This is a genomic window from Streptomyces sp. NPDC048290, assembly GCF_040652095.1.
Lineage (GTDB): Bacteria > Actinomycetota > Actinomycetes > Streptomycetales > Streptomycetaceae > Streptomyces.
Genome location: NZ_JBEZLM010000002.1, coordinates 559,022 through 585,081 on the forward strand (window position 1 = coordinate 559,022; position 26,060 = coordinate 585,081).

A 26,060-nucleotide genomic window follows, 5' to 3' on the forward strand; every position below is an offset into this window, starting at 1 on the left:
GGTGGGAATGGGGTGGACGCGGGGAAATCGGTGCGGGGGCCGGGGTGTCAGTCGGAGAGGTGGTTGCCCTTGAGGGCGGCTATGAAGGAGGACCAGGGGGCTGCCGGGAAGGCGAGTGTGGGACCGTCGGAGATCTTGCTGTCGCGCACGGGCACGACTTGGTGCGCATGGGCGTATGCCGACGCCCACTGCACGCACTCGCCGCCGTTGCCCTGGCTGTAGGTGGAACTCCGCCAGTCCGCTTCCGGGATGTGGGCGTGGATCACGAGTACCAGTCCTTCGCAACGGAATCGATCAGCTCTGCCGATTCGTCAGGCGGAGCGGCCAGCGCTGTGAGCAGATCATAGGCTTCCTGTGCGGCACCCACATCGGCCTGTTCGGCCAGCACATACCCCGTGGGGAATCCGTCGACATGCACGACGTCGGTCCCCGTGGCGAAGGAGAGAAGCCCGAACGGGCTCGCTGCCGATGCTCGGTACTGACCGGTGTTCCGGATGATCTGCACTCGGTGCACGGGGTTCTCCGCGATGCCTCGAAGGCGCGCCAGCTGTTCTCGCATGACATCTGGACCGCCGACCACGTTCTTGAGCACAGCTTCTTCCAGCACGAGCCACAACCGGGTCGGCTTGTCCCGGGAAAGGATGCGTTGCCGCGCCAGGCGGGCCGTCAGGAGATTGTCCAAGTCCGTGCACCGACCGGCCCGCAGAATGGCCCTTGCGTACTCCTCTGTCTGGGCCAGGCCCGGCAGCAGAACGGGATGGAACATCCGAATCGCCGTGGCCTTCTCCTCAAGTTCGACGTACGGCCGGAACCAGGGCGGAAAGGCGTACTTGAGCGCGAGCGGCCACAGCCGCATGAACCGTCCACCCGCGTTCGGGAAGACCCGGTCGCACGCCTCCGCGAACTCCCTCGGCGGCACCCGCTGTCCCTGTTCGACCTTGGCCACGAGGGAGTACCCGCAGGTCGCCTCCTTGCCGAAGTCCGCGCGGGACATGCCCATCGACTCCCGGGCGAGCCGTACCTCGTTCCCGAAGTGAGCGAGCGCCGACGACGTCGGATCGGTGAAGTCCGCGCCGTCCGTCTCAGGGGTCATGGCCTCTGCCTCCGTTTCTCCTCTGGACAGTTGGCGCTGTCCAGTCGTCACCCCTGGTGAGCGTATCCCTACGCAACGAAGCTGATGAGGGGAACGCAAGACCCCCGCGACGGGCAAACGTCCGGGGGCGTGGCCATCAGCCATGCAGAGGAGCTGACGACAGTGAGCATTATCCATAGGGTCGTTGCGTTGACGCTGGGCTTGTTGATGCCCGGCACGGGCAAGCGCAGGGCGGGCGCCGTCTACTCCGTACGGTGCCGCTGTGGGGCCTCGCGGTGAAGGCCGGTACGCCTCCGCTTCCGGGCAAGTCCCGGCTGACGATCGAGACGTTCACCATCCGCCCGGACGGCGAGCGGATCGCCCGTACCCCGCCATGGACCTACCGGCCGGGCCCCGGCGTCGCCGTGATCGACCCCCTCCACTGGCCCCCGTGCCGCTGCCCGCGCTGCCGATCCTTAGAAGGGCCGCCCGGGGCAGGCTAGTTCGGTGGTGGCGCGGTTGGGGGAGCAGGTCACGAGGGCGATGGAGTGGAAGTGGGTGCCCTTCAGATAGTGCCCGAGGGACACGTCCCCGCCCCAGGCCAGCCGCGCGACCGCGTACGTGACGAGAAGGACGAGCCGGTGCGTGTCCCGCTCCGCCGAACAGGCGAACCGGGGTGCCAGTTCGGCGAGCTGGAGGCCGAGCCACTCGCCGGCCTCCTTCGGCTCCGTCCATGTCCCCCGCAGTACGGACGGCTGCTTCATCAGCCAGTGGGCCGTCTGGAGCGGGGGAATGCCGGAGGTGGGGAAAGAGGCGACGGCTTCCCGGTACCGGTCGCGGAGTTCGTGATCGCTGCTGTCGGCGGGGGCCGGACCGGGGGGCCTGCGGAGGCTCTCCCGGTCGAACGTCTTCTTGTCCCCGACCCATGCGTACCCGTGGTGGTGCACTGCCGCCGCTCCGCTCGCTGTGGGGGAACGGCCCCGCCCGAACGTGTTCCGGAGCGGGGCCGTGGATCAGGCGGAGAGGTCGAAGCGCGCGGGGTCGATCCCCGCCGCGTCCAGCTCCGCCGTGGTGAAGCGCAGCGGCTCGGCGTCCGGGCGCTTGCTGTCGCCCAGGGCCCAGGCGCCGGGCCCGATCCTGGCGAGCGTCACGCAGCTCTCGCCGTCCGGATGGGTATTGCCGCCGCACGCCTTGGAGAACGCGACTCCCTCAAGGGGGAGCCGGTAGAGGTCGGTCATGACCGTGCCCTTCGTGATGCACTGACGGCTCCGGGAGAGCCGTCTTCCGTCTGAATTAGACGGAAGTCCTGGAGGCGGGCCTCGGCATGCCGGACAGATCACGGACGGTAGACGCGTATCCACTCTTGCAGTCGGCTTCTCGCGCCATCTCCAAACAGCGCGCTGTTTTCGTAGGCGCCGAACAGTTCAAGATGCTGAGTGATGTCGCGGAAGTCCTGGAACACAATTCTCCCCGTGAAAGTCTCCACCGTCGCCAGGCGATCGTCATAGACCGTGAAAGTGTTCATCGGGCCACGGGGAATGTACGTCCCGAGAGGGATCACTCCGATACGCACAGCGGGGAGATGAGACAAGGAAATCAGACGGTCGATCTGCACAGCCATGGCAGCTGCGGGGACGATCGACCATTTCACGGCCTGCTCGGTGAGGATGAACGTGAACGACTTCGAGTCGTCGTAAAGAACTGCCTGACGTTCTAGCTTGCGGGCGACGATCTTGGAGATGTCACCGGGAGTTTGGGTGAGGCTGGCGCGAACATACTCGGGTGTGGCGAGCAATCCCGTGATCATCGCTGGCAGAAAGTAGCGCAGTTGACGTGCTTCACGTTCGAGCGTTGCCAGCTCGGTCTGTCGTTTCTCAATACCCCGGCGCCAGGAGGAACGCTTGCCCTGCCATTCCGTGTGGGCGATGCGGGCAAGCGCCAGCGCTTCGCTGACGAGTTCGGGGGGTGCGTCCACCGCCCGCAAGATCTGCTCGACGTCGACAAGGGACGGAGTCGTACGCCCGGTCTCGATCTTCGAGATCTTGCTCTGGCTCATGGCGCAGCGCCTGGCGAGCCGCTCCCCGGTGAGACCGGCTCGTTGGCGCAGCCCTCTCAGCAGCTCCGCCAGCTCCGCCTTCGGCTTCCCCGGCTGGTCCGGATCGAATGTCACCCGTCGTCTTTCACATACTCCAGGAGCGGTACGGACGCGGCGAGAGCAACCTGCTTCCAGTGCTGGAAGGCTTCGATCCCGCCCTTGAGCAGCTCGCGTCCGATCAGAGTTCCGTCGGGTCGGAAGTTCAGGCGCACGATGGTGGCGTCATCGAACATCCACCAGTCCTGCCCGGTCACGGGAAGCCCATGGTCGTTCTCGGTGATGTCGAGAATCCGAATGTCCTCACCGGCGCCGATGTTCCCCGGGATGCCCCACGCGAGCTGGTACCGCTGATAGTCCGTCAGTGGCTTGCGGACGATGCGGACACGACCGATGGTCTTCCCCGCCGCGCGGAACGCCTCGACCCTGCCGTGCCATCGCGCGTTGTGGTCGGCGGGTTTCGGCTCACCCCGTAGGAATCGGGCAAAGTTCTCCGCCTCGCGAGGCATGGTGTATGTGGGCTGTGCCTCGAAGCGCCACGCATCGTACTGGTAGGAATCGAAGACGTCCTGCCATTCACCATCCGAGAGCACGAAACGCCTCCCGCAGAACGTTCTCCGGGATCTCCACAAGGCATTCGCCGTCGGGCGCCGCAAAGCCCGTGAAGGCGTCCCCCTGGACCACGAACGTGTTCCGCTGCGTGGCGTAGATGTTGGGGCAGTCCTCGTCGTCACAGTTCGGTCCGTAGAGCCTGCCCGTCAGGCGCGTGAGGCTTTCTTTGCCGGTCATGAGGAACCCTTCAACTCGGGTGCTTCCAAGCCCTGTTGATGAAGGTAGTGGGGCACCCCGTGGCGAGTCGACGCCGAAACGCAGGTATTCCCGTCCTCGAATAGATGATCTTGGAGCGCCCAGCGCCCAGCGCCCAGCGCCCAGCGCCCAGCGCCCAGCGCCCCCGTGGCCTCGGGCCGACGGGGGCGCTCTGACCGGCCGGAAGGCGCCGACGCGCGACCGTCCCGGCGTCGACCGCTACCCCAACCCCGCCCCCCGTACCGGAATCGAAGTGAACGTAGGCGCAGGCGCCGGGTCCTGGAAGAAGTCGTTGCCCTTGTCGTCCACCACGATGAACGCCGGGAAGTCCTCCACCTCGATCCTCCAGACCGCCTCCATGCCCAGCTCCTCGTACTCCACGACCTCCACCTTCTTGATGCAGTCCTGGGCGAGGCGGGCCGCCGGGCCGCCGATCGAGCCCAGGTAGAAGCCGCCATGCGTACCGCACGCGTCGGTGACCTGCTTGCTGCGGTTGCCCTTGGCCAGCATCACCTTGGAGCCGCCCGCCGCCTGGAACTGCTCCACGTAGGAGTCCATCCGCCCGGCCGTCGTCGGGCCGAAGGAGCCCGAGGCATAGCCCTCGGGGGTCTTCGCGGGGCCCGCGTAGTACACCGGGTGGTCCTTCAGGTACTGCGGCATCTCCTCACCCGCGTCCAGCCGCTCCTTGATCTTGGCGTGGGCGATGTCCCGGGCCACCACCAGCGGGCCGGTCAGGGACAGGCGGGTCTTCACCGGGTACCGGGTCAGCTCGGCGAGGATCGCGTCCATCGGATGGCGCAGGTCGATACGGACCACGTCCGAGGAGTCGTCCAGATGCTCGTCCGTCGTCTCCGGCAGGAACCGCGCCGGGTCCGTCTCCAACTGCTCCAGGAAGACGCCCTCCGCCGTGATCTTCGCGACCGCCTGCCGGTCCGCCGAGCAGGACACCGCGATGGCGACCGGGCAGGAGGCGCCGTGCCGGGGGAGGCGTACGACCCGGACGTCATGGCAGAAGTACTTGCCGCCGAACTGCGCCCCGATCCCGATCCGCTGCGTCAGCTCGAAGACCTTCTCCTCCAGGTCCTTGTCCCGGAAGCCGTGCCCGAGCGGCGAGCCCTCCGCCGGGATCTCGTCCAGATAATGCGCGGAGGCGTACTTCGCGGTCTTCAGCGCGTACTCCGCCGACGTACCACCCACCACGATCGCCAGGTGGTACGGGGGACAGGCCGCCGTGCCCAGCGAGCGGATCTTCTCCTCCAGGAACTTCATCATGGAGGCTTCGTTCAGGACCGCCTTCGTCTCCTGGTACAGGAAGGACTTGTTGGCGGAGCCGCCGCCCTTCGCCATGAACAGGAACTTGTACGCGCCGCCGTCCGTCGCGTACAGCTCGATCTGCGCCGGGAGGTTCGACCCGGTGTTCTTCTCCTCCCACATGGTCAGCGGCGCCATCTGGGAGTAGCGCAGGTTGAGGCGGGTGTAGGCGTCGTACACACCCCGGCTCAGGGCGCGCTCGTCGGCGCCCTCCGTCAGCACGTTCTGGCCGCGCTTGCCCATCACGATCGCCGTGCCCGTGTCCTGGCACATCGGCAGGACGCCCGCCGCCGCGATGTTCGCGTTCTTCAGCAGGTCCAGCGCGACGAACTTGTCGTTCGCCGACGCCTGCGGGTCGTCGATGATCCGGCGGAGCTGGGCGAGGTGCGCGGGGCGCAGATAGTGCTGGATGTCATGGATGGCCTCCTCGGCGAGCTTGCGCAGCGCCTCCGGCTCGACCTTGAGGAACGTGCGCCCGTCGGCCTCGACGGTGGAGACACCCTCGGCGGTCACCAGCCGGTACGGGGTGGTGTCCTCTCCCATCGGGAGCAGATCGGTGTACGCGAACTCCGGCATCTCGGCCCATTCCTCACTCACGGCAGACGGCGGCTGGCATCCATTGGCAGCGTTCCCCAGGGTAGGACGCGCCACCGACAGCGTGCCGGTGAGGTAGGACTCAGTTCCCGGCCGCGCGGGGTGTCGCGATCTATCGTGTTTGGGTACGCTGCTGGCGTGGACCTTCAGAAGCAGCCCAGCCCCAGCTCCAGTCCCCGTCCCGGCGCCCCTGCCGCCACTGCCGCTCCCGCCGCCGAGCTGCGCGCGTCCGACGCCGAGCGGGACCGGTTCGCGGACATCCTGCGCGAGGCCATGGCCGAGGGCCGGCTGACCGCCGACGAGCACGCCGAGCGGATCGACGGCGTGTACCGCGCCAAGACGGTCGGCGAGCTGGAGCCGCTCGTCCGCGACCTCCCCGGCGCCCACCAGGGCCCCGCCGACCCGGCCGCCGCCCCCGGCACCGCCCCCTCCCGCCCGAGCGCGGGCGCGATCCCGGCCGAGCCCGACGACACCATCGTCGCCGTGTTCAGCGCCGCCACCCGCAAGGGCCGCTGGCGCGCGGGCCGCCGTATCCACGCGTACGCGGTCTTCGGCAGCGTCGAGATCGATCTCAGCGAGGCGCTGTTCGAGTACCAGCAGATCGTGATCAAGGCGTTCTCGGTCTTCGGCAGCGTCGACATCCGGGTCCCGGAGAACGTGTCGCTGCGCGGCAGCGGCGGCGGCGTCCTGGGCAACTTCGAGGTGCGCACCCTGGACTCCGGCGAGCCGCAGGCACCGGTCGTCTTCGTGGACGGCTGGGCGATCCTCGGCAGCGTCGAAGCCCGCCCGAAATACGGCAAGTTCGTCGCCGACATCGTCGACAAGGTGGCCCGCAAGGTGGAGAAGATCCAGCGCAAATACGGGTGACGCCGGGGTTTGCGATGGCGTACCGGATCATTGACGGTCGTGAATTTCCGGCCCGAAACGAGCGGTTCCGTATCCCGTACCGCTCAAGAACCGCCAGGATCACGGTGGTTGGGAACTCCCTGCATAGGCGCGCGCACAGCGGGTAGACCTTGCTGCATCGTCTCTCGCTCGCGAAGCCGTCGTCAGGAGTAGACCGTGCTGCAACCGCCGCAGTCGTCCATGCAGGTAGCTGCCGTTCCGGCCCAGCGGGTGCCAGCGCGAGACAGGGACCAAGACGCCCCGTGGCACACCGAGGCAGTGTGCCGGCGCGACGAGGCCGGCCTGTTCTTCGCCCCCTCCAAGGAACCCACCGCCGCCCGGCTCTCCCGCGAGGAGGCCGCCAAGCGGGTCTGCGGACGCTGTCCGGTCATGGTCGAGTGCCGCGAACACGCCCTGCTCCAGCCCGAGCCGTACGGCGTCTGGGGCGGCCTGACCGCCGCCGAACGCCGGGTCGTCCTGGCCCGGCGCCGCCGCCGCGAGATGGAGCTCCAGAAGACGGCCAGGACGACGGGACGCATAGCGCAGGCGGGCTGAGCCCGGCGCATAGCGCTTGGCGCACGGCGTACCGAGCACGGCTTACAGCGACGACAAAGGGAGCGCCCCCACCGCACCGGGGACGCTCCCGAGTCGCGCCCGCGCCGTCCGGGCGCGCCGGACCTGCCGGGTCCACTGGGCCTACGGGATCTACGGGCCCTACTGAGCCCTACTGGGCCCGCTCGAAGTTCACCGCGCTGTACGCCCGCAGCTTGCGCAGCTGATGCTCCGAGTCGATCTTCCGTACCGTCCCCGACTTCGAGCGCATCACGATCGACTCCGTGGTCGCGGTCTCCGACCGGTACCGCACCCCCTGGAGCAGCTCGCCGTCGGTGATCCCGGTCGCCACGAAGAACACGTTCTCCCCGGACACCAGATCGTCCGTGGTCAGCACCCGGTCCAGATCGTGCCCCGCGTCGATCGCCCGCTGCCGCTCCTCGTCGTCCTTCGGCCACAGCTTGCCCTGGATGGTGCCGCCGAGGCATTTCACCGCACAGGCCGAGATGATCCCCTCCGGCGTACCGCCGACACCGAGCAGCAGATCCACGCCCGTACCCTCGCGCAGTGCGTAGATCGAGCCCGCCACATCGCCGTCCGAGATCAGCTTGATGCGCGCGCCCGCCGCCCTGACCTCCTCGATCAGCCCCTGGTGGCGCGGCCGGTCCAGGATGACGACGGTCACGTCCCCGGGCTGGCGCCGCTTCGCCTTGGCGATCCGCTTGATGTTCACCGCGACCGGGGCGTCGATGTCCACGAACTCCGCCGCCTCGGGCCCGGTGACCAGCTTGTCCATGTAGAACACGGCCGACGGGTCGAACATCGAGCCGCGTTCGGCGGCGGCCAGCACGGCGATCGCGTTCGGCATACCCTTGGCCGTCAGCGTCGTACCGTCGATCGGGTCCACCGCGATGTCGCACTCGGGGCCGGTGCCGTCGCCGATCCGCTCCCCGTTGAAGAGCATCGGCGCCTCGTCCTTCTCGCCCTCGCCGATGACGACGACACCGTTCATCGAGACGGTGGAGACCAGGGAGCGCATCGCGCGTACCGCGGCTCCGTCGGCGCCGTTCTTGTCACCGCGCCCGACCCAGCGGCCGGCCGCTATGGCGGCGGCCTCGGTCACCCGGACCAGTTCGAGGGCGAGGTTGCGGTCGGGGGCTTCGGAGGGCACATCGAGTTCGGACGGCATGTGATGCGGATCGGTCATCGGAACGCACCTTTCTGATACGACGACGGCCGGATGAGGGTTTCGGCGTCGACTCTATCCCTCGGCCGACAGAATGAGCAGGGCGCCCTTCGGATGAGCGGATCAGGCCATCCGGTGCGGGCGCCGACGGGGGGTGCGGGCGGGCGCGGACCGGGCACCTGCGACGATGGGGGCGTGGCAGGTACGAACGGCAAGCAGAAGACGGTCCGGGACATGATTCTCTCCCTGGGCCTGATCGTGCTGGCGGCATACGTCATCTATCTCTTCATCCCGCACGACGAGACCGAGCCGGACATCAAGGCGGTGGACTACCGGGTGGAGCTGCTGACGGCCCAGCGCGCGGCGTCCTACCCGGTGGCCGCGCCCGAGGGGCTGCCGGACACCTGGAAGCCGACCTCCGTTCGCTACAAGGGGCAGGACGGCGAGGCATGGCACCTCGGCTTCCACGCGCCCGACGGTCAGTACGTGGCGGTCGAGCAGTCCACTCAGGCCCGCGCCCGGTTCATCGACGACACCAGCCGGGGCGGCAGCAGGACCGAGGTCACCCAGGACATCGACGGCCGTACCTGGGTCCAGTACAGCGGAGGCCGCTACAGCGCGCTCGTCCTGGACGGGGCGGACGGCGGGGCGGGCGGCTCCACCACCATGGTCGTCGGCACGGGGTCCTTCGGCCAGCTGGCGACGATGGCGGGCGCGCTGAAGCTGGACTGACGGGACCCGTTGACCGACCCGATTGTGTGGACGCCGAAGGCCCCCGGTGTGCGCGTGGTGCGCGACCGGGGGCCTTCGGCATGTCGGTCAGCCGAGGGTGCGGGCGGGTCAGACCGTCGTGACGACCTCGTCGTACGACAGGCGCGGCGAGCGCGGGAACCAGGCGTCGGGGCCCGGGTTGCCGATGTTGACCACCATCAGCGGGGTGTGGTCGTCGTCGAGGAACTCCTTGCGGACGCCCTCGAAGTCGCAGCCCGTCATCGGACCGGCGGCGAGCCCCGCGGCGCGCACACCGATGATGAAGTACGCGGCCTGGAGGGAGGCGTTCAGCGAGGCATGGCTCTCGCGGACGTCCCGGTCGGCGAAGACGGTGTCCTTGGCCTGCGGGAAGTGCGGGAAGAGCTGGGGCAGCTCCTGGTGGAACTCGTTGTCCGCGGACAGGATCGCGACCAGCGGGGCGGCGGAGGTCTTGTTCCGGTTGCCCTCCGACATGTGCGCGACCAGACGCTCCCGGGCCTCGGCGGAGCGGACCAGGGTGACCCGCAGCGGGGACTGGTTCATGGAGGTCGGGCCGAACTTGACCAGGTCGTAGATCGCCTGCACCTGCTCCTCGGTGACGGGCTCGTCGGTGAAGGTGTTCGCGGTGCGCGCCTCGCGGAAGAGCAGGTCCTGGGCGGTGGGGTCAAGAACGAGAGACATGGGGGGCGCTTTCTGTACGGCCTGTGCGGCGAACCCGGTTGGTTCAGGGTTCAACTAGCTGACGCGCCAGAGGTTACGCCGTTGAAGGTTCAACCTTCAATCAAAAGTGGGTTCGCGTGATCCGTTTCACATAAACGGACCGTGGTCCGTCTAGTCGTCGTCCCGGGTGGCGGCGCCGGTGCTGGCGTCGGGCCGGGCCTCGTCGTCCTGGGCCAGGGCCGCGTCCAGCCGGGCGCGGGCGCCCTCCAGCCAGCGGCGGCAGACCTTGGCCAGCTCCTCGCCGCGCTCCCACAGGGCGAGGGACTCCTCCAACGTCGTACCGCCCGCCTCCAGCCGTCGTACGACCTCGATCAGTTCGTCGCGCGCCTGCTCGTAGCCGGGCGTCGTCTCGTCCACCGTGCTGCTGCTGCTCATGCCGTCCACCCTAGACATCGCCTCGGACATCGGCCCGTACCGTGAGTTCGCCCTCGGCCACGCGGGCCCGCAGGGGTTCGCCGGGGGTCACCTCGGCGGGGTCGCGGACGACATGGCCGTCGGGCTTCTGGAGCACCGCGTAGCCGCGCCGCAGGGTCGCCGCCGGGGAGAGGGCCACCACGCGGGCGTGCGTATGGGACAGCTCCGAGTCGGCGCGGTCCAGGAGATGGCCGAGCGTCCGGCGACCGCGGGCGAGCAGCGCGTCCAGCTGGTCGGCGCGTTCGTCGATCATGCGGTACGGGTCCTGTATCGACGGGCGGGTCACCGCGTGCGCCAGCCCGCGCTCCTCGCGCTCGACGAACGCCTCCACACTGCGCCGGGCGCGGGCCCGCAACTGCCCGACCCGCTCCAGCTCCTCGCCCACGTCAGGGACGACCTTCTTCGCGGCGTCGGTCGGGGTGGAGGCGCGCAGATCGGCCACGTAGTCGAGGAGCGGGGTGTCGGGTTCGTGGCCGATCGCGGAGACGACGGGCGTACGGCAGGCGGCCACCGCGCGGACGAGCTGTTCGTCGGAGAACGGGAGCAGGTCCTCGACGCTGCCGCCGCCCCGGGCCACGACGATCACATCCACCTCCTCGTGCGCGTCCAGCTCCTGCACCGCCTGGACGACCTGGTGGACCGCGTGCACGCCCTGCACCGGGACGTTGCGGACCTCGAAGCGGACGGCGGGCCAGCGGTGGCGGGCGTTCTCCAGGACGTCCCGCTCCGCGGCGGAGGCGCGTCCGCAGACCAGGCCGATGAGACGGGGGAGGAAGGGGAGGGGTTTCTTCCGGTCGGCCGCGAAGAGCCCTTCCCCGGCGAGGCGCTTCTTCAGCTGCTCCAGCCGGGCGAGCAGCTCACCGACGCCGACCGGGCGGATCTCGGTGGCGCGCAGCGACAGCTGGCCCCTCGGGGCGTACCACTCCGGTTTGGCCAGGACGACGACGCGGGCGCCCTCCGTGACGACATCGGCGACCGTGTCGAAGACCTGGCGGTAGCAGGTGACGGCGACGGAGATGTCGTGGGACGGGTCGCGGAGGGTGAGGAAGACGACGCCCGCGCCGGGGCGGCGGCTGAGCTGGGTGATCTGTCCCTCGACCCAGATCGTGCCCAGGCGGTCGATCCAGCCGCCGATCAGGCGGGAGACCTCGCCTACGGGGAGGGGGGTTTCGGGGGTGGAGGTGACGGCCATGGGGTGAGGGTAGTGGGAGGGGGTGACAAGGGGTGCGGTCCAGGTGTTGGTGCGGGTGGGTGGGGGCTGGTCGCGCAGTTCTCCCCCAGGGGGGTACCTCCAGCGCCCCTAGAAGCAGGGCGTCGCTGTCGCCCGCGCCCCTACAGGGAGGCGTTCTCCGCTCGCCCCCGTTGAAGCACCAGCACCCCCACCCCCACCGCCAGCCAGATCGCGCCCACCACCTGGGCCGTGCCGCTGGCCTCCACGATGACCGCGATCGTGATCGCCGCCCCGAGCACCGGCATCAGCACATGCCGCCACCAGATCACCGGCCCGCCCCGCCGCCGTACCGCGAACCAGCCCACCACGCTGGCGTGCAGCAGGGTGAAGGCGGTCAGCGCGCCGATGTCGACGACGGAGACCAGATGGTCCATGCCGTCCGCCGCCCGTGCCGCCCACACCGCCGCCACCAGCGTGATCACCGCCGCGCACAGCACCGCGACCCGGGGCACTCCGGAGTCCGTCCGGGACAGCGCCCTCGGCAGCCGCCGGTCCCGGCCCATCGCGAACAGCAGCCGTCCCGCCGCCGCCTGTCCCGCCAGCGCCGCGAACGCCGCCCCGATCGCCTTGCTCACCGCCACCAGATCGTGCAGCCAGGTCCCCACGGACGCGTCCACGGCGTCGTAGAAGGCCGTGCCCTGCTTGCTCGGGTCGGCGGCCAGTTCGGCGCTCGTGGTCGGTTCGAGCAGCGCCACCAGGTACGTCTGGACGACGAACAGGAAGCCCGCGAGCGCCAGGCAGAACAGCACCGCCCGCGCCACCTTCCGCGAGCCCCCCGTCACCTCCTCCGCGAACGACGCGATGGCGTCGAAGCCGAGATACGACAGCACCGCCACCGACACCGCCCCCAGGACCGCCGACAGCGCGAACGCCCCCTGGGAGCCGTCCCCGGACAACGGCGACAGCCAGCCGCGCTCCGCCCCGTCCCGGGCCAGCACCACGATCGCCGACACCACGAACACCAGCAGGACGACGATCTCCATCGCCAGCACCAGGAAGCCGACCCGCGCGGCGGCCCGTACGCCCCACAGGTTCAGCAGGGTCGTGATCACCACGGCGACGGCGGTCCACACCCAGCGGGAGACCTCCGGGACCAGCGCCTCCATGGCGATCCCGGAGAAGAGGTACGCCACGGCGGGGATCAGCAGATAGTCCAGCATCGCCATCCACCCGGCGATGAACCCCACGTCCCGCCCCAGCGCCGCCCGCGCGTAGGCGAACACCGACCCCGCGAGCGGCACCACCCGCACCATCTGCGCGTAGCTGAACGCGGTGAACGCCATGGCCACCGTCGCCACGAGGTACACGAGGGCGACCGCGCCGTGCGAGCGGGCGTCCAAGGTGCCGTAGATGCCGACCGGGGCCATGGGGGCGATGAACAGCAGTCCATAGACGACCAGGTCCCGGAAGCCCAGGCTCCGGCGCAGCTCGTGCTGGGCGTCGGCCGGGGGAGGGGTGGTGCCGGGTTCGGACATCGGTTCCTCAGCTCCTCGGCTGCCGGGCTGTTCACGTCCGCGATTCGTGATTCCGCGATGGGGAGGTTCGGCGATGCTGTGATTTTGGGAATCCGCGATTCCGTCGCAGCGCCCAGTGTCCGCCGATCGGTCATGGACGTCTCCGAGACCCGCCGAAGAGCCCGTCCGCTCGGTCAGGCGTACGGGTCGCGCACCGGGCCGAAGGGTCCGTAGGACGGCCGTACGATGGGACGCATGACTGCTTCGACTGGCCGCCGTGTCCTGCTCGCCGCCCCCCGTGGCTACTGCGCGGGCGTGGACCGCGCGGTGATCGCCGTCGAGAAAGCCCTGGAGCAGTACGGGGCCCCGATCTATGTCCGGCACGAGATCGTGCACAACAAGTACGTCGTGCAGACCCTGGAGCGGAAGGGTGCCGTCTTCGTCGAGCGGACCGAGGAGGTCCCGCCCGGGAACATCGTGATGTTCTCGGCGCACGGCGTGGCCCCCGTCGTCCACGACGAGGCGGCGCAGGGCAGGCTCGCCACCATCGACGCCACCTGCCCGCTGGTCACCAAGGTGCACAAGGAAGCCGTCCGGTTCGCGAACGAGGACTACGACATCCTGCTGATCGGCCACGAGGGGCACGAGGAGGTCATCGGCACCTCCGGCGAGGCCCCCGACCACATCCAGCTGGTCGACGGCCCCGGGGACGTGGCCAAGGTCGAGGTGCGGGACGAGTCCAAGGTCGTCTGGCTGTCCCAGACCACCCTGTCGGTGGACGAGACGATGGAGACCGTCGACGCCCTGAAGGAGAAGTTCCCGCAGCTCATCTCGCCGCCCAGCGACGACATCTGCTACGCCACACAGAACCGCCAGCTGGCCGTGAAGCAGATGGGCGAGGACGCGGAGCTGGTCATCGTGGTCGGCTCGCGCAACTCCTCCAACTCCAAGCGCCTGGTCGAGGTCGCCAAGCTGGCCGGCGCCCGCGCGTCCTACCTCGTGGACTTCGCGAGCGAGATCGAGGAGGCGTGGCTGGAGGGCGTGAGCACGGTCGGCGTCACCTCGGGCGCGTCGGTGCCGGAGGTGCTGGTCGAGGAAGTCCTGGAGTGGCTGTCGCAGCGCGGGTACGCGGATGTGGAGCTGGTCAAGGCCGCGGAGGAGTCGATCATCTTCTCCCTCCCGAAGGAGCTGCGCCGGGACCTGCGCGAGGAGGCGGCGACGCTGGTCGCGGAACGGGGCGGGTCCGGCACGGAGTGACGCGTGGCGGCGGCACGGAGTCCCGCTTGGCGTGGCGGCACGGATGGAAGTCTGGCCGGGCGGCACGGATTGACGCCTGAGCGACGGGGGGAAACCGTCGGCTCGGTGACGTCCGGGGAGTGACTGTCAGTGGTCCGTCGTAACGTGGAGCCATGCAGATCTTCGGTGTGGACATCGGTGGTTCCGGCATCAAGGGCGCCCCTGTGGATCTCGACAGGGGCGACCTGGCCGAGGAGCGCTTCAAGGTGCTCACCCCGCACCCGGCGACCCCGGACGGCGTGGCCGACGGGGTCCGGCAGGTCGTGGAGCACTTCGGCTGGACGGGCCCGGTCGGACTGACCTTCCCGGGCGTGGTCACGGGCGGCGCGATGGTCCGTACGGCCGCCAATGTGGACAAGAGCTGGGTCGACACGGACGCGCGGGCCCTGTTCAGAGACGCGCTCGGCGGACTGCCGGTGCTGGTGGTCAACGACGCGGACGCGGCGGGCGTCGCCGAGCTGGCCTTCGGCGCCGGACAGAACCGCGGGGGCACAGTGATCCTGCTGACCTTCGGCACGGGCATCGGCAGCGCCGTCTTCGTGGACGGGGTCCTGGTCCCCAACACCGAGCTGGGCCATCTGGAGCTGCACGGCCATGACGCAGAGAAGCGCGCCTCCAGCAAGGCCAAGGAGGACCACGACCTGACGTGGGAGCACTGGGCGCACCGGGTCCAGAAGTATCTGGCGCATGTGGAGATGCTGTTCTCGCCGGAGCTGTTCATCATCGGCGGCGGCGTCAGCCGCAAGGCCGACAAGTTCCTGCACTTCATCGAGGGCATCAAGGCGGAGATCGTCCCGGCACAGCTCCAGAACAACGCGGGGATCGTGGGGGCGGCGATGCGGGCGGCGAAGGCGCAGTAGGGGGGGAGGGGAGGGCTGTAGAGGAGTGCGGCCGTGCCCTTCTAGGACCCGGCGGTCATACGGCGCCGACTCGGCGGTACGGCCCCGCCGCCCCGCCGTCGCCGCGCCATGACCCGCACCTTCCGTACGGTCGCGATGGACCCGGCGACCAGGGTGCCGCCGTACAGCCACCCGGCCTCGGTGGCGAGGGCGGTGAACAGCCCCATCAGCCGGGCGAGCACCCCGTTCCCCTCGGCGATGGGCAGCAGCCCGAAGGCGAACGCGATGGGGACGACGACGGGGGCGGTCACCAGGTCGCCGGGCCGCACCCAGAGCGCGGTGAGCGCGCAGACGGGCAGGAACAGCACGCCGTACACCGTCACCGAGCCGTCGAAGAGCAGCCCGATGAGCAGGGCGAGGACCAGCATCGTGCCCACGCAGAACAGTCCGCCGCCGAGCCCGGTCAGCCGGGGGCCGGGCAGCCGCCGGGCGGTCGGGGCGGGGGAGGGGGGAGCGGTTCTGGCGCCACTGGCGCGCCCGGACCGGGCCTGCGGCGGCACGGGCGGCACACGCCGGGCACGACGGCCTGGGCCGCCCGGTCGGGACTGGGGGGAACGCATCCTGGGTTGCTCCACTGGACCAACTTAGGTCGGTTAATGTGCCGAATAGGCCGACAGACACGCCGGTGGGGAGAGCTTGACCTCTGTTCGAGGGGAGGCGGGGGCGACGGGACGCGCTTCGGCGCCGGGCACCGGACGGACGTCCGGGGGCCGGGGACCCACCCCGTAGACTGGTGGATCGGCCAGTGAGAGCCGCCCCCGGCTCGCCCTCCGGTCACCCCGCCCTCCAGGCCCCATCACCCACGGGAAGACTTCAACGTGTCGCTCACGATCGGAATCGTCGGTCTGCCGAATGTCGGCAAGTCGACCCTGTTCAACGCCCTGACCAAGAACGACGTGCTCGCGGCCAACTACCCGTTCGCCACCATCGAGCCGAACGTGGGTGTGGTCGGTGTCCCCGACCCCCGGCTGGCGAAGCTGGCGGAGATCTTCAAGTCCGAGCGGGTGCTCCCGGCGACGGTCGACTTCGTCGACATCGCGGGCATCGTGCGTGGCGCCTCCGAGGGCGAGGGCCTGGGCAACAAGTTCCTGGCGAACATCCGTGAGTCCGACGCGATCTGCCAGGTCATCCGCGCCTTCAAGGACGAGAACGTGGTCCATGTCGACGGCAAGGTGTCCCCCAAGGACGACATCGAGACCATCAACACCGAGCTGATCCTGGCCGACCTCCAGACCATCGAGAAGGTCCTCCCGCGCCTCCAGAAGGACTCGCGGATCAAGAAGGACCTGGCGCCGAAGGTGAAGGCGGTCGAGGAGGCGAAGGAGATCCTGGAGAAGGGCGACACGCTCTTCGCACATGGCGTCGTCCAGGGCAGCGAGAAGGCGTCCCCCCTGCACGACCTGCACCTCCTCACGACGAAGCCCTTCCTCTACGTCTTCAACGTCGACGAGGACGAACTCCTCGACGAGTCCTTCAAGACCGCCCAGCGCGCCCTGGTCGCCCCCGCGGAGGCGATCTTCCTGAACGCCAAGCTGGAAGCGGAACTGGCGGAACTGGACGACGCCGACGCCCTGGAGCTCCTGGAGTCCGTCGGCGCCGAGGAACCCGGCCTCGCGACCCTCGCCCGCGTCGGCTTCAACACCCTCGGCCTCCAGACCTACCTCACGGCCGGCCCCAAGGAATCCCGCGCCTGGACCATCAAGCAGGGCGCGACGGCCCCGGAAGCGGCCGGTGTCATCCACACCGACTTCCAGAAGGGCTTCATCAAGGCGGAGGTCATCTCCTTCACAGACCTGGTGGAGACGGGGTCGGTGGCGGAGGCGAGGTCCAAGGGGAAGGCTCGGATGGAGGGGAAGGACTATGTGATGCGGGATGGGGATGTGGTGGAGTTTCGGTTCAATGTGTAGTCGCTTGACTACTGTGTGTTAGCTATGTGTGTCAAAAACGTGCAGGTCGGAAGGGGTCGGACTCTGACGAGTTCGACCCCTTCTGTGTTTCCCGTGCTGACTTGGCGCTGACTCTTCAGCCCCTTCGGGGCGGTGTGAGCTTGTCAAGGTCCAGGCTGACTTGGAAGGGCACCGGGCGCTGGAGGGTGCCTCGGAAGATGCCGGCGGGCGCGTAGGCGCCGGTGGGTTCGTCGAGCTCGTAGACATGGACGACGGGGGCCCCGTCCTCCTCCTCGATGCACCAGTAGTGCGGGATGCGGGCCTCTGCGTACTTGCGGAGTTTTACTGTGCGATCGCGATGGGCCGACTCTGGGGACACGACCTCGATGACGAGCTGGACGTCCTGCGGTGCGAACCAGGTACGGTCGCCGTCGAAATCGGCGGTCGTCACCAGCAGATCCGGTTCGGGACGGTTGCGCGGGTCGAGCTTGATGGTCATTTCGCGGCCGACTCTGGTGTCGGCGGGCACCTGCTCCATGAGTGCGACGGTGAGCATGGTGACGAGGTGGCCGTGCCACCACCTCTGGGGCGACATCATGAAGACGAGGGCTCCATCGATCAGCTCAGTGTGGCGGGGTGCCTCGGGGAGGCGGTCGAGGTCCTCCGCGAACCAGCCTTCCGCGCGCGGCGGGCGCATCCAGTCGGGCAGTGCGGTCATGGCTTCACGGTAGCTGCCCGCAGCTGAGGCTGGAGAGCCGACGGTCCCGGCCGGAGGCTCTCCGGCAGCTTGCCGCACCACAATCGGCCATCCACCTAACAGACGGCCATGAGCGACTCAGGGCCCAACGCGAGCAGGCGGAACCGTACGTCATCGTCGACATCAGGCCCCGCATCCCTGGTGCGTCATTGCTTGTGCTGGTGATCGAAAGCATGGGACAGACGTCGGCCCGCAACGTGCGCATCTCGTCGAGCACTGGGGCGGCAGTCGCGGTCGCTTGACGAGTTGAGTCAGCAGATTCAGCAGGGTGTTGGACGGCAAGACTCGGAGCGCCCGTCGGACGCTGACGTTCCCGACTTGGTGGAACCCGTCCTCCCTGAGATCCCTCTGGCGCCGCTGAGAGACGATGGCGATTCGGTGTAACAGTCGTACACCCGTGCTGATTCCGTGCTGACTTGGCCCGCTTAGAACTGTGTTTCCGCAGATGGGAGCCCTGTATTGCATATTTCCGGTTCAACGTGTAACGGACGACATGCCGCCACCGCGGACCCCAAGGGCCCCCGCTCCTCAGAGCCGCGCCCCTTCGTGCCACCCGAAGAAGTGCAGGTGGCCGCCGGTGAATCAAATTCATCACCGAACCCATGAACCTCACCTTCAAGCCAATCCGTCCACCTGGACAGCGCCCGCCCACTCCAGGGCGTGGCACCGGCAGAGTGGAGGCAGAAATGGCGAAGCGGTTCGGGATGAAGAAGGCGCTCGCGGGGGTGGCGGGCCTGATGCTCGCGCTCGGCGCGGCGGGGACCGCCGAGGCGGCCTCGTCCGCGGCGGCGGCCGAGTACATCGTCGTCGCCGTCGCGTACGAGCACGCCAACTACGGTGGCGAGTCCTACGAGCTGTGGGCGAGGCCGTGCGACACCACCGGGACGCAGTACATCAACGACCTGGGCGGCTGGAACAACCACATCAGCTCCATCGACATCCGGGGTTCGAGATGTGTCGTCACGCTCTTCTCGGGGACCTACGCCGGGGGGTACCGGAAGTCCTTCTACGGTGACTCCTCCTACGTGGGCAACGACTTCAACGACCGTGCACGCTCGCTGACCTTCTCCAAGTTCTAGGACGCACGGCACGGTCTGATGGGGCGGGGTCGGGTCCGGGGCGCAGGCGGCGCCTCGGACCCGACCCCGCCTCCTTCCGTCTCCCGACCCTCGGACTTGTCGATTATCGATATGCTCCGCTACCTTGTGCGTATCGAAACTCGATATGGGGGGTGCGGTGCAATGAACACGCGACTCATCAAGACCCTGGCCTCGGTCACCTTCGTGCTGGGGGTGCTGTCCGCGCTGGCCTTCGCCGGCATCGGGATCACGCACCTGCTCGACGACGGGTCTGTATGTGCGGAGACGGACTACTGGGCGAACGCCGCGCTGGAGGGGCCGCTCGCGGTCGACGCGGGGGTCGAGGCGTCCGGCAGTGTCACGCGGCTCTGTCAGGAGAGTCCGTCCATCGGGCAGCGTGCGGCCGGGCTCGGGGGTGAGCTGCCCTGGCTGCTGTTCGGCGCGGTCGCGCTGCTGCTCTTCTCCCGGCTGCTCGACGCCGTACTGCGGGAAGGGCCGTTCACCGAGGTGGTGGCCCGCCGGCTCACCGGCCTCGGCTGGTCCGTCGTCGTGGGGACGCCGCTGGCCGGGCTGGTCGTCGGCTGGTCGCAGTCCTGGCTGGTGGCGAGCATGGCGCCGACGGTGGGGTCCGGGCCCGAGTTCGCCGGGTCCATGGCGCTGGTTCTCGCCGGGCTCGCCGCGGTGATCATGGGGCGGATCATGCGTGAGGGTGTGCGCATGCGGGAGGACCTCGAAGGGACCGTCTGATGCCCGACGAGGAACCTCATGCCATCCGTATCCACCTCGACCGGCTGCTTGCCGAGCGCGGTATGACGCTCACCGAACTCTCCACACAGGTGGGTATCACCGTCGTCAACCTCTCCATCCTGAAGAACGGACGCGCCAAGGCCATCCGGTTCTCCACGCTCTCCAGGATCTGCGAGGTTCTGGGATGTCAGCCGGGGGAGTTGATCACCTTCGACGGGGGCGGGGCCGGGGCCGGGGGCGGTCCGTAACAGCTGGCCCGTCCCTCCCGGCCCCCGGGGAGTTGATTGCCGTCGATCCGGGCGGGGGCGGTCCCGACCGGCTAGCCCGTTCCGCCTGCCCCCTCGGCCCCCTCGTCCCCCTCGCTCCTCCCGTCCGTCCCGTACGCCGCCAAGAACACCCCGATCGCCGCCCCCGCCCGGCTCTCCGTCTCCTCCGGGGACAGGGGCGCGCCCGGCTGGAACATCGCTCGGTTGACCGGGGTCCACATCGTCAGGCCCGCGAAGTGTTCCGCCGCGGTGTGGGGGTCGGGGGTGTCGAGGAGGCCGCGGGCGGTGAGGTGCTGGAAGCCCTCCGCCAAGGTGCGCATCCCGCGTTGGAAGCCCTGTTCGTAGTAGGTGCGGCCGAGGTCGGGGAAGCGTTCGGCCTCGCTGATGACCAGGCGGCGGAGCTGGACGACCTCGGGGCGGTGCAGGGCCGTGATGCAGCGGTGGGCCAGGAGCCGTAGGTCTTCGGCGACATCCGCGGTCTTCTCGAAGGTGGCGATCACGTCCTGGAAGAGTGAGTCGATGCCGTGCACCGAGTCCAGGATCAGGCCCGTGAACAGTTGTTCCTTGCCGCTGAAGTGTTTGTAGAGGGTCTGCTTCGAGACGCCCGCCTTCGCGGCGATCTCGTCCATGCTCGTGCCGGGATAGCCCTTGGCCAGGAAGAGTTCCGTGGCCGACGTGACCATCGCCCGTCGCTTCAGGGCTGAGCGACCGCCGGTGGGGGGTGGTGGGGCGGGGCGGGTGCCGTTCGTCGGGGGCATGGGGCTCCTGTTCCTCGTCGTCCTCGTCGTCGTCGGTCGTTGCGCGACGGGCGTCGTCATACGGCTGTCGGGATAGTACTGGACAGTCTAGTTTTCTTGTGGGTACTGTACCGTCCAGTTCCGAAGCAGGGGCGCAGATGAGCCTCTCGCGGCCCGAGATGGGGGAGATCCATGCTGGTGCAGAAGAAGATCCAGAGTGTTGTCGACGACTTGGTCAGCAGTGGTGCCGAGCAGGGGGTGCAGGTCGCCGTCTACCGGGAGGGGCGGCTGGTCGCCGATGTGCGGGGTGGTGTCGCCGATGGTGAGCGGGGGGTCGCGGTCGGCGGGGACACGCTGTTCTACGCCACCTCCACCGGGAAGGCCGCCACCGCCACCCTCGTCCATGTGCTGGTCGAGCGGGGGGCGTTCGGGTACGACACCCGGATCGCCGAGCTGTGGCCGGAGTTCGCCGCCGAGGGCAAGGGCGAGGTGACCGTCGGACACGCCCTGACCCACCGGGCCGGGGTGCCGGGGCTGCCCGCCGACACCACCCCCGAGGACCTGTGCGACTGGGAGAAGATGTGCGCCGCCCTCGCCGCCGCCCGCCCCTGGTGGACGCCGGGGACCGAGATGGGCTACCACGCCCAGAGCTACGGCTATCTGCTGGGCGAGGTGGTGCGCCGGGCCACCGGGGTGCCGATGTCCGCCGCGCTGCGTCAGTACGTCACCGAGCCGCTCGGGATCGGCGACGAGCTGTACTTCGGGGTGCCGGAGGAGGAGCTGGGGCGGGCGGCCTGGCTCACCGACGGGCCGACCCCTGAGATGCCGGAGGGGATGGACCTGGCGGAGATCCCCTTCTTCCAGGTGGTCCACGGGTACACCGCCGCCCCCATGGCGGCCATGCCCGACGCCGCCTTCGGCAACCGCACCGACATCCTCACCTCCGACATCCCGGCCGGCGGCACCATGACCGCCCGTGGCATGGCCCGGATGCTCGCCGCGCTGATGGACGACGTCGACGGGGTACGGCTGATCAGCCCCGAGCGGCTGCGGCAGGTCACGGCCGTCGCCGCCGAAGGGGTCGACCGGGTCATCGGGTTCCCGCTCACCCGCGGGTGCGGCTACGACCTCGGCTACGCATGGCCCACCGAGCAGCCCGCCGCCTCTGTGTTCGGCGCCGCGGGCAGCGGCGGTACGGCCGCCTTCGCCGACACCGCCACCCGCACCGCGTTCGCCGTCATGAAGAACATCCACGCCCCCGGCGACTACAGCACCGTCCAGCGGATCGCCGATGTCATCGCCGAGGACGGGCGCCAGTGACCCGGTAGCGGCGGCTCACTCCTTCACCGCGCCCGCGTTCGCGCCCTGCACGAAGTGCCGCTGGAAGCAGAAGAACAGCGCCGCCACCGGCAGGGTCGCGAGCAGCGCCGCCGCCAGCTTCGAAGATGCCGGTCGCGTCCACCAGCAGCGGAAGGATCATGCCGGTGTACGACCAGCGCCACGAACGCCGAGTTGCCCAGCCAGCGCAGGAACGGCACCCCCGACGCCGACTCGCTCAGACCCAGCAGCCGTGCGTACGCGGACACGGCGGCGGGCCCCTCGGCCGCCGGGCTCCAGCCGTTCCTGCATGACGCGGTCGTCACGCTGCACGCGCCGAGCCTGGTCATCTCCTGTGCGGACGGGCAGCTCAGCGGAGGTGCGGACGGCTTCTGCCACGGGGACCGCCGGGCCCTCGGCGAGCTGACCGTCGCCGCCGAGGGCGTTCCGCTCGCCCCCGTGCACGGCGGCTGCGCGGCGCCGACCGGGCCGGGTTCCGGGCCGTCCTGCGCGGCCTCGGCGAGAGCACCCCGGACCCCGCCGTCGCCCTGCACCGCCGGCGCACCATCGCCGACGGCCGTCTCACCGAGGTCCTGGAGGTCACCAACGCGGGCGTCCACGCGGTGCGCGTCCGGCTGACGGTGACCGCCGGGACCGACCTCGCCACCATGGAGGAGGTCAAGTCGGGCCGGGTGCCGGACCGCCGGGCGCCCACCGCGTCCGACGCCACCGGCCTGACCTGGACCGACGGCGACTTCACCGCGCGGCTGACCCGCGACCCGGCACCGGACGCCCTGGACCCGGCGCCGGACGCCCTCGACCCGGCCGAGGGGGCGGCACCTCCCACGCCTTCTCCCACGCCCTCTCGTACGCCTCCTCCTACGACCTCGCCCCCCCGCCCGGCACCTCCTGGCGGGCCCCCCTCACCACCACGGCGGCCTACGCGGACGGCGACCAGTTCCCCGCCCCGCCCACCGGCTCGCTGCCCTGGTCGGTCCCCGCGCTGACCAGCGCCGACCGGGGTCTGGACCGCTGGCTGGAGCAGTCGCTCGCCGATCTGGACCGGCTGCGGCGGGCCGACGGACAGTCACCGGACCCGGCCCGCCCGGACCAGTTCCTCGCGGCGGGCGCCCCCTGGTTCCTCACCCTGTTCGGCCGGGACTCCCTGTGGGCCGCGCGGATGCTGCTGCCGCTGGGCACCGGCATCGCGGCGGGCACCCTGCGCACCCTGGCCCGCCGCCAGGGCGGGGTCGGCGACCCGGTCACCGAGGAACAGCCCGGCAAGATCCTGCACGAGGTGCGCCGCGGCACCCTCGACCACACCCTCCCGCCGGTCTACTACGGCACGGTCGACGCCACCCCCCTGTGGATCACCCTGCTCCCGAAGTACGTCGACACCACCGGCAAGGGCCTGTCCAACCAGGGCTGGAAGGACTCCACCGACTCCATCCGCTTCCACGACGGACGGCTCGCCGCAGCCCCCATCGCGCTCTGCGAGGTCCAGGCGTACGCCTACGAGGCCGCGCTCGGCGGGGCGGCGCTGCTGCGGGAGTTCGGGCGGGGCGGCGCGGACGAGTGGGAGGAGCGGGCGGCGGCCTCCGTCTCCGTGCCCCAGTCCGCGCTCGGCCTGGAGGCGGACCTCCCGGCGGGGACGCTCACCGTGCGCCCGGCCCTGGCCGCGTCCTTCGCGCCGCTCACGGTGACCGGGCCGCGCCTGGCCGACGGCCGGGTGGACATCACGGTGGACCGGGCCGGGACGGCGCGGGTGACGGCGCCGGACGGGGTACGGTCCCGGACGGCGTACGGCGGTGAAGGGCGCCCGCCCTTCATGGCCGCGCCTTCTCCGCCCCGTCGCCCACCACCCGCCCCGTCACCTCCCGGCAGGCCGTCACATACCCCCGTACCAGGTCCCGCCGCTCGGCCTCGCCGCGCCGCCAGGCCAGTACGTACCGGCTCGGGCCCAGGCCCGTCAGGGGGCGGGTGGTCACCCCGGGCTGGGTGATCAGGGGAGCGTTGCCCGCGGCGACCAGACAGACGCCGAGACCGGCGACCAGCGCCTCATGCGTCTCCTCCGCGCTCGCTATCTCCGCGCCCACCCGGGGCGGGGTGGTACGGGCGTCCAGGCCGAGGAAGTGGTCGCGCAGCGGGCCCGCGCCGTGCGGGAGGGCGAGGAAGGGCTCGTCGGCGAGTTCGGCGAAGTCGATCCGGTCGCGGGCGGCGAGCGGATGGCCCTCGGGGAGCGCGAGCAGCCGGGGTTCCTCGGCGACCGTCGTCCAGTCGAAGCGGTCGGGCCCGGCCAGCGGGAGCCAGACGAAGGCCACGTCCGTGCCGCCGTCCGCGAGTCCGGCCGTCGGGTCGTCCCAGCCGACCGGGCGCAGCCGGACCGTCGCCCCGGGGTGCGCGGCGGAGAACCGGGAGCGGATCGCGGGCAGCAGCCCGCCCCGGCCAGGGCTGGTGCTCAGCCCCACGGTCAGCGTGGCGCGCCGGGCCGCGCGGGTCTCCTCGACGGCCGCCGCGCCCCGCGCCCAGGCGGCCAGCATCTGACGGGCGTGCGGCAGCAGCGCGGCCCCGGCCTCGGTGAGCGTGACGCCTCCGGGACCCCGGTGGAACAGCTCCGCCCCGAGCTGCCGCTCCAGCGCGCGGATCTGCTTGCTGAGCGCGGGCTGGGACACGTACAGCCGCTCGGCGGCCCGGGTGAAGTGCAGTTCGTCGGCGACCGCGAGGAAATAGCGCAGGTCCCGGGCGTGTACGTCCGGCGTCATAACCATGGGGCATGAGGCTAGGTCTTGGACGCCGGGCCACGCCACGGAGAAAAGTAGGGATCACAGCGGGACGCAATAAAGCAGAACGAAGCAGAACGAAACGGGAGGACGCCATGGACAAGGTGTGGTTCGTGACGGGCGCGAGCAGCGGTTTCGGACGGGCGATCACCGAGGCGGCCCTCGCCGACGGGGACGTGGTGATCGGCTCGGCGCGCCGGGCCGCCGCGCTGGACGACCTGGCGCGGGCGTGTCCGGACCAGTTGGAGGCGCGGGAGCTGGACGTCACCGACACGGGCGCGGCCGGGGCGGCGGTCGCGGAGGTGCTGAAGCGGCACGGGCGGATCGACGTCCTGGTCAACAACGCGGGGCGGACCCATGTGGGGGCGGTGGAGGAGACCACGGACGACGAGCTGCGGGCGCTGTTCGACGTCCATGTCTTCGGTCCGGCGGCGCTGACCCGGGCGGTGCTGCCGGCCATGCGGGAGCGCCGCTCGGGCGCGATCGTGCAGATGAGCAGCATGGGCGGGCAGTTGTCGTTCGCGGGGTTCGGCGCGTACAGCGCGACCAAGTTCGCGCTGGAGGGGCTGTCGGAGGCGCTCGCGGACGAGGTGCGGGAGTTCGGTGTGCGGGTGCTGATCGTGGAGCCCGGCGCGTTCCGTACGGGACTGTTCCAGGGCGCCTCGGCCGGGGCGAGCGTGGACGGCGGCAACTACCCCGGCGTCACCGGGACCCGCCGGATGATCGCCGCCTCGGACGGCGCCCAGCCCGGCGACCCGGCGAAGGCGGCGGCCCTGGTGCTGGCCGCGCTGGCGGCCCCGGACGCCCCGCTGCGGCTGCCGCTCGGCGACGACGCGGTGAGCGCGGTGCTGGCCCACGCGGACCAGGTGCGCACGGAGGTCACGGCGTGGGCGGACCGGACCCGGGCCACGGCGCTGGAGGAGTGAGGCACCGGGGGTCCCGCACCTCCGCCCCCACCCCGTCCGCGCGCTGAACCACAGGTCAGTAGGGCACCCGCCCCGGCACTCCGGGCGGGTGCCGAACGGGTGCCGGGGCGGGCGTCGGCCGGTCATGTCCGGGGCGTGGCAAGGACGTTACGTCCGTGCCGCGCCCCTTGTGCAATCCCTGTGGAGGCAGCAATCTTTCGGCTGACACACCGGTGCACGACCCCTTTCTGATTGACATGGACCTGCCATGCGAAGGGCTCGTGTGCCGTACCACCCCCACACATGCGGCGCACCACCGAAGA

29 protein-coding genes are annotated in these 26,060 nt (G+C 70.1%); 12 read left to right on the forward strand and 17 right to left on the reverse strand.

Translation table 11 applies throughout. The features are described 5' to 3' along the window. Positions 1-47: 47 nt before the first annotated feature. From AB0D49_RS04620 to AB0D49_RS04655, 8 genes are all read right to left on the reverse strand, one after another. On the reverse strand, positions 48-266 hold the full coding sequence (locus tag AB0D49_RS04620; protein WP_362750568.1) for a DUF397 domain-containing protein: 219 nt from the start codon (positions 264-266) through the stop codon (positions 48-50). Then, positions 263-1,093, reverse strand: a complete 831-nt coding sequence (locus AB0D49_RS04625) for a helix-turn-helix transcriptional regulator (RefSeq protein ID WP_362750572.1) — start codon at positions 1,091-1,093, stop codon at positions 263-265. Before AB0D49_RS04625 ends, AB0D49_RS04620 begins: the two co-directional genes overlap by 4 nt. A 455-nt stretch (positions 1,094-1,548) precedes the next feature. Next, on the reverse strand, positions 1,549-2,019 hold the full coding sequence (locus AB0D49_RS04630) for a hypothetical protein (RefSeq protein ID WP_362750575.1): 471 nt from the start codon (positions 2,017-2,019) through the stop codon (positions 1,549-1,551). Positions 2,020-2,085: 66 nt separating this feature from the next. Continuing rightward, the gene (locus tag AB0D49_RS04635) at positions 2,086-2,310 is read right to left on the reverse strand and encodes a DUF397 domain-containing protein (RefSeq protein ID WP_362750577.1); all 225 of its coding nucleotides are present in this window, start codon (positions 2,308-2,310) and stop codon (positions 2,086-2,088) included. 98 nt (positions 2,311-2,408) lie between these two features. Next, positions 2,409-3,242, reverse strand: a complete 834-nt coding sequence (locus AB0D49_RS04640; RefSeq protein WP_362750579.1) for a helix-turn-helix transcriptional regulator — start codon at positions 3,240-3,242, stop codon at positions 2,409-2,411. Then, the gene (locus AB0D49_RS04645) at positions 3,239-3,757 is read right to left on the reverse strand and encodes a DUF6879 family protein (protein WP_362750581.1); all 519 of its coding nucleotides are present in this window, start codon (positions 3,755-3,757) and stop codon (positions 3,239-3,241) included. Before AB0D49_RS04645 ends, AB0D49_RS04640 begins: the two co-directional genes overlap by 4 nt. Beyond that, positions 3,741-3,953 (reverse strand): hypothetical protein, encoded by a 213-nt coding sequence (locus AB0D49_RS04650; RefSeq protein ID WP_362750583.1) that lies wholly within the window; start codon positions 3,951-3,953, stop codon positions 3,741-3,743. The genes AB0D49_RS04645 and AB0D49_RS04650 overlap by 17 nt, the downstream gene beginning before the upstream one ends. A 237-nt stretch (positions 3,954-4,190) precedes the next feature. Continuing rightward, entirely contained in the window at positions 4,191-5,858 is a 1,668-nt protein-coding gene (locus tag AB0D49_RS04655) for a fumarate hydratase (RefSeq protein ID WP_362750585.1), read from the reverse strand. Between the two features lie 156 nt (positions 5,859-6,014). Here AB0D49_RS04655 and AB0D49_RS04660 point away from each other — a divergent pair, with 156 nt between their 5' ends. Continuing rightward, positions 6,015-6,743, forward strand: a complete 729-nt coding sequence (locus AB0D49_RS04660) for a DUF1707 domain-containing protein (protein ID WP_362750588.1) — start codon at positions 6,015-6,017, stop codon at positions 6,741-6,743. A 195-nt stretch (positions 6,744-6,938) separates the two neighbouring features. After that, a complete protein-coding gene (locus AB0D49_RS04665) occupies positions 6,939-7,316 on the forward strand; it encodes a WhiB family transcriptional regulator (RefSeq protein WP_362750591.1) in 378 nt (125 codons plus the stop codon). A 169-nt stretch (positions 7,317-7,485) separates the two neighbouring features. On the opposite strand, the gene glpX is transcribed toward AB0D49_RS04665, so the two are convergent. Continuing rightward, entirely contained in the window at positions 7,486-8,520 is a 1,035-nt protein-coding gene (gene glpX, locus AB0D49_RS04670; protein WP_362750594.1) for a class II fructose-bisphosphatase, read from the reverse strand. A gap of 174 nt (positions 8,521-8,694) precedes the next feature. On the opposite strand from glpX, the gene AB0D49_RS04675 reads away from it, so the two are divergent. After that, the gene (locus tag AB0D49_RS04675; protein WP_362750597.1) at positions 8,695-9,231 is read left to right on the forward strand and encodes a DUF4245 domain-containing protein; all 537 of its coding nucleotides are present in this window, start codon (positions 8,695-8,697) and stop codon (positions 9,229-9,231) included. A 108-nt stretch (positions 9,232-9,339) separates the two neighbouring features. On the opposite strand, the gene AB0D49_RS04680 is transcribed toward AB0D49_RS04675, so the two are convergent. The 4 genes from AB0D49_RS04680 to AB0D49_RS04695 form a co-directional block, all read right to left on the reverse strand. Next, on the reverse strand, positions 9,340-9,930 hold the full coding sequence (locus AB0D49_RS04680) for a malonic semialdehyde reductase (protein ID WP_362750600.1): 591 nt from the start codon (positions 9,928-9,930) through the stop codon (positions 9,340-9,342). Positions 9,931-10,080: 150 nt separating this feature from the next. Beyond that, a complete protein-coding gene (locus AB0D49_RS04685; protein WP_362750603.1) occupies positions 10,081-10,344 on the reverse strand; it encodes an exodeoxyribonuclease VII small subunit in 264 nt (87 codons plus the stop codon). Between the two features lie 10 nt (positions 10,345-10,354). Next, the gene (xseA, locus tag AB0D49_RS04690) at positions 10,355-11,575 is read right to left on the reverse strand and encodes an exodeoxyribonuclease VII large subunit (protein ID WP_362750606.1); all 1,221 of its coding nucleotides are present in this window, start codon (positions 11,573-11,575) and stop codon (positions 10,355-10,357) included. A 140-nt stretch (positions 11,576-11,715) separates the two neighbouring features. Beyond that, positions 11,716-13,089, reverse strand: a complete 1,374-nt coding sequence (locus tag AB0D49_RS04695) for an APC family permease (protein ID WP_362750609.1) — start codon at positions 13,087-13,089, stop codon at positions 11,716-11,718. A 225-nt stretch (positions 13,090-13,314) separates the two neighbouring features. Here AB0D49_RS04695 and AB0D49_RS04700 point away from each other — a divergent pair, with 225 nt between their 5' ends. Then, positions 13,315-14,325 carry a 4-hydroxy-3-methylbut-2-enyl diphosphate reductase gene (locus AB0D49_RS04700; protein WP_362750612.1) on the forward strand — a complete coding sequence of 337 codons (1,011 nt, stop codon included), beginning with the start codon at positions 13,315-13,317 and terminating at the stop codon, positions 14,323-14,325. A 152-nt stretch (positions 14,326-14,477) separates the two neighbouring features. After that, on the forward strand, positions 14,478-15,224 hold the full coding sequence (gene ppgK, locus AB0D49_RS04705; protein ID WP_362750615.1) for a polyphosphate--glucose phosphotransferase: 747 nt from the start codon (positions 14,478-14,480) through the stop codon (positions 15,222-15,224). 41 nt (positions 15,225-15,265) lie between these two features. Here the strand turns inward: ppgK and AB0D49_RS04710 are convergent, their stop codons facing one another. Next, positions 15,266-15,763: a DUF6542 domain-containing protein gene (locus tag AB0D49_RS04710; protein WP_362750618.1), complete on the reverse strand. Its 498-nt coding sequence runs from the start codon at positions 15,761-15,763 to the stop codon at positions 15,266-15,268. A 318-nt stretch (positions 15,764-16,081) separates the two neighbouring features. Between AB0D49_RS04710 and ychF the strand changes: the two genes are divergently transcribed. Beyond that, the gene (gene ychF / locus AB0D49_RS04715) at positions 16,082-17,170 is read left to right on the forward strand and encodes a redox-regulated ATPase YchF (RefSeq protein WP_362750621.1); all 1,089 of its coding nucleotides are present in this window, start codon (positions 16,082-16,084) and stop codon (positions 17,168-17,170) included. 115 nt (positions 17,171-17,285) lie between these two features. Here ychF and AB0D49_RS04720 read toward each other — a convergent pair whose 3' ends face one another. Further along, complete coding sequence (locus AB0D49_RS04720) at positions 17,286-17,867, reverse strand: Uma2 family endonuclease (RefSeq protein ID WP_362750624.1); 582 nt, start codon at positions 17,865-17,867, stop codon at positions 17,286-17,288. A gap of 725 nt (positions 17,868-18,592) precedes the next feature. Here AB0D49_RS04720 and AB0D49_RS04725 point away from each other — a divergent pair. The 3 genes from AB0D49_RS04725 (at position 18,593) to AB0D49_RS04735 (ending at position 19,980) form a co-directional block, all read left to right on the forward strand. After that, positions 18,593-18,985, forward strand: a complete 393-nt coding sequence (locus AB0D49_RS04725) for a hypothetical protein (RefSeq protein ID WP_362750627.1) — start codon at positions 18,593-18,595, stop codon at positions 18,983-18,985. A 162-nt stretch (positions 18,986-19,147) separates the two neighbouring features. After that, entirely contained in the window at positions 19,148-19,732 is a 585-nt protein-coding gene (locus tag AB0D49_RS04730; protein ID WP_362750630.1) for a DUF2975 domain-containing protein, read from the forward strand. Then, positions 19,732-19,980: a helix-turn-helix transcriptional regulator gene (locus AB0D49_RS04735; protein ID WP_362750633.1), complete on the forward strand. Its 249-nt coding sequence runs from the start codon at positions 19,732-19,734 to the stop codon at positions 19,978-19,980. Before AB0D49_RS04730 ends, AB0D49_RS04735 begins: the two co-directional genes overlap by 1 nt. A 71-nt stretch (positions 19,981-20,051) precedes the next feature. Here the strand turns inward: AB0D49_RS04735 and AB0D49_RS04740 are convergent, their stop codons facing one another. Then, positions 20,052-20,756, reverse strand: a complete 705-nt coding sequence (locus AB0D49_RS04740; protein ID WP_362750636.1) for a TetR/AcrR family transcriptional regulator — start codon at positions 20,754-20,756, stop codon at positions 20,052-20,054. Between the two features lie 171 nt (positions 20,757-20,927). Here AB0D49_RS04740 and AB0D49_RS04745 point away from each other — a divergent pair, with 171 nt between their 5' ends. Continuing rightward, the gene (locus tag AB0D49_RS04745; RefSeq protein WP_362750639.1) at positions 20,928-22,055 is read left to right on the forward strand and encodes a serine hydrolase domain-containing protein; all 1,128 of its coding nucleotides are present in this window, start codon (positions 20,928-20,930) and stop codon (positions 22,053-22,055) included. Positions 22,056-22,558: 503 nt separating this feature from the next. Then, entirely contained in the window at positions 22,559-23,059 is a 501-nt protein-coding gene (locus AB0D49_RS04750; RefSeq protein ID WP_362750797.1) for a glycogen debranching N-terminal domain-containing protein, read from the forward strand. A gap of 819 nt (positions 23,060-23,878) precedes the next feature. Here the strand turns inward: AB0D49_RS04750 and AB0D49_RS04755 are convergent. Next, positions 23,879-24,820, reverse strand: a complete 942-nt coding sequence (locus AB0D49_RS04755) for a LysR family transcriptional regulator (RefSeq protein ID WP_362750642.1) — start codon at positions 24,818-24,820, stop codon at positions 23,879-23,881. A gap of 107 nt (positions 24,821-24,927) precedes the next feature. Here AB0D49_RS04755 and AB0D49_RS04760 point away from each other — a divergent pair, with 107 nt between their 5' ends. Then, positions 24,928-25,758 carry an SDR family NAD(P)-dependent oxidoreductase gene (locus AB0D49_RS04760; protein ID WP_362750645.1) on the forward strand — a complete coding sequence of 277 codons (831 nt, stop codon included), beginning with the start codon at positions 24,928-24,930 and terminating at the stop codon, positions 25,756-25,758. Positions 25,759-26,060 lie beyond the last annotated feature (302 nt).

What these genes read in the sequence shown, in the direction of transcription:
- AB0D49_RS04625 (WP_362750572.1), bottom strand. Translation starts at nt 1,093, where the DNA reads ATGACCCCTGAGACGGACGGCGCGGACTTCACCGATCCGACGTCGTCG.
- AB0D49_RS04635 (WP_362750577.1), bottom strand. Translation starts at nt 2,310, where the DNA reads ATGACCGACCTCTACCGGCTCCCCCTTGAGGGAGTCGCGTTCTCCAAG.
- AB0D49_RS04650 (WP_362750583.1), bottom strand. Translation starts at nt 3,953, where the DNA reads ATGACCGGCAAAGAAAGCCTCACGCGCCTGACGGGCAGGCTCTACGGA.
- AB0D49_RS04655 (WP_362750585.1), bottom strand. Translation starts at nt 5,858, where the DNA reads ATGCCGGAGTTCGCGTACACCGATCTGCTCCCGATGGGAGAGGACACC.
- glpX (WP_362750594.1), bottom strand. Translation starts at nt 8,520, where the DNA reads ATGACCGATCCGCATCACATGCCGTCCGAACTCGATGTGCCCTCCGAA.
- AB0D49_RS04680 (WP_362750600.1), bottom strand. Translation starts at nt 9,930, where the DNA reads ATGTCTCTCGTTCTTGACCCCACCGCCCAGGACCTGCTCTTCCGCGAG.
- AB0D49_RS04685 (WP_362750603.1), bottom strand. Translation starts at nt 10,344, where the DNA reads ATGAGCAGCAGCAGCACGGTGGACGAGACGACGCCCGGCTACGAGCAG.
- xseA (WP_362750606.1), bottom strand. Translation starts at nt 11,575, where the DNA reads ATGGCCGTCACCTCCACCCCCGAAACCCCCCTCCCCGTAGGCGAGGTC.
- AB0D49_RS04695 (WP_362750609.1), bottom strand. Translation starts at nt 13,089, where the DNA reads ATGTCCGAACCCGGCACCACCCCTCCCCCGGCCGACGCCCAGCACGAG.
- AB0D49_RS04700 (WP_362750612.1), top strand. Translation starts at nt 13,315, where the DNA reads ATGGGACGCATGACTGCTTCGACTGGCCGCCGTGTCCTGCTCGCCGCC.
- ppgK (WP_362750615.1), top strand. Translation starts at nt 14,478, where the DNA reads ATGCAGATCTTCGGTGTGGACATCGGTGGTTCCGGCATCAAGGGCGCC.
- AB0D49_RS04720 (WP_362750624.1), bottom strand. Translation starts at nt 17,867, where the DNA reads ATGACCGCACTGCCCGACTGGATGCGCCCGCCGCGCGCGGAAGGCTGG.
- AB0D49_RS04725 (WP_362750627.1), top strand. Translation starts at nt 18,593, where the DNA reads ATGGCGAAGCGGTTCGGGATGAAGAAGGCGCTCGCGGGGGTGGCGGGC.
- AB0D49_RS04730 (WP_362750630.1), top strand. Translation starts at nt 19,148, where the DNA reads ATGAACACGCGACTCATCAAGACCCTGGCCTCGGTCACCTTCGTGCTG.
- AB0D49_RS04735 (WP_362750633.1), top strand. Translation starts at nt 19,732, where the DNA reads ATGCCCGACGAGGAACCTCATGCCATCCGTATCCACCTCGACCGGCTG.
- AB0D49_RS04740 (WP_362750636.1), bottom strand. Translation starts at nt 20,756, where the DNA reads ATGCCCCCGACGAACGGCACCCGCCCCGCCCCACCACCCCCCACCGGC.
- AB0D49_RS04745 (WP_362750639.1), top strand. Translation starts at nt 20,928, where the DNA reads ATGCTGGTGCAGAAGAAGATCCAGAGTGTTGTCGACGACTTGGTCAGC.
- AB0D49_RS04755 (WP_362750642.1), bottom strand. Translation starts at nt 24,820, where the DNA reads ATGGTTATGACGCCGGACGTACACGCCCGGGACCTGCGCTATTTCCTC.
- AB0D49_RS04760 (WP_362750645.1), top strand. Translation starts at nt 24,928, where the DNA reads ATGGACAAGGTGTGGTTCGTGACGGGCGCGAGCAGCGGTTTCGGACGG.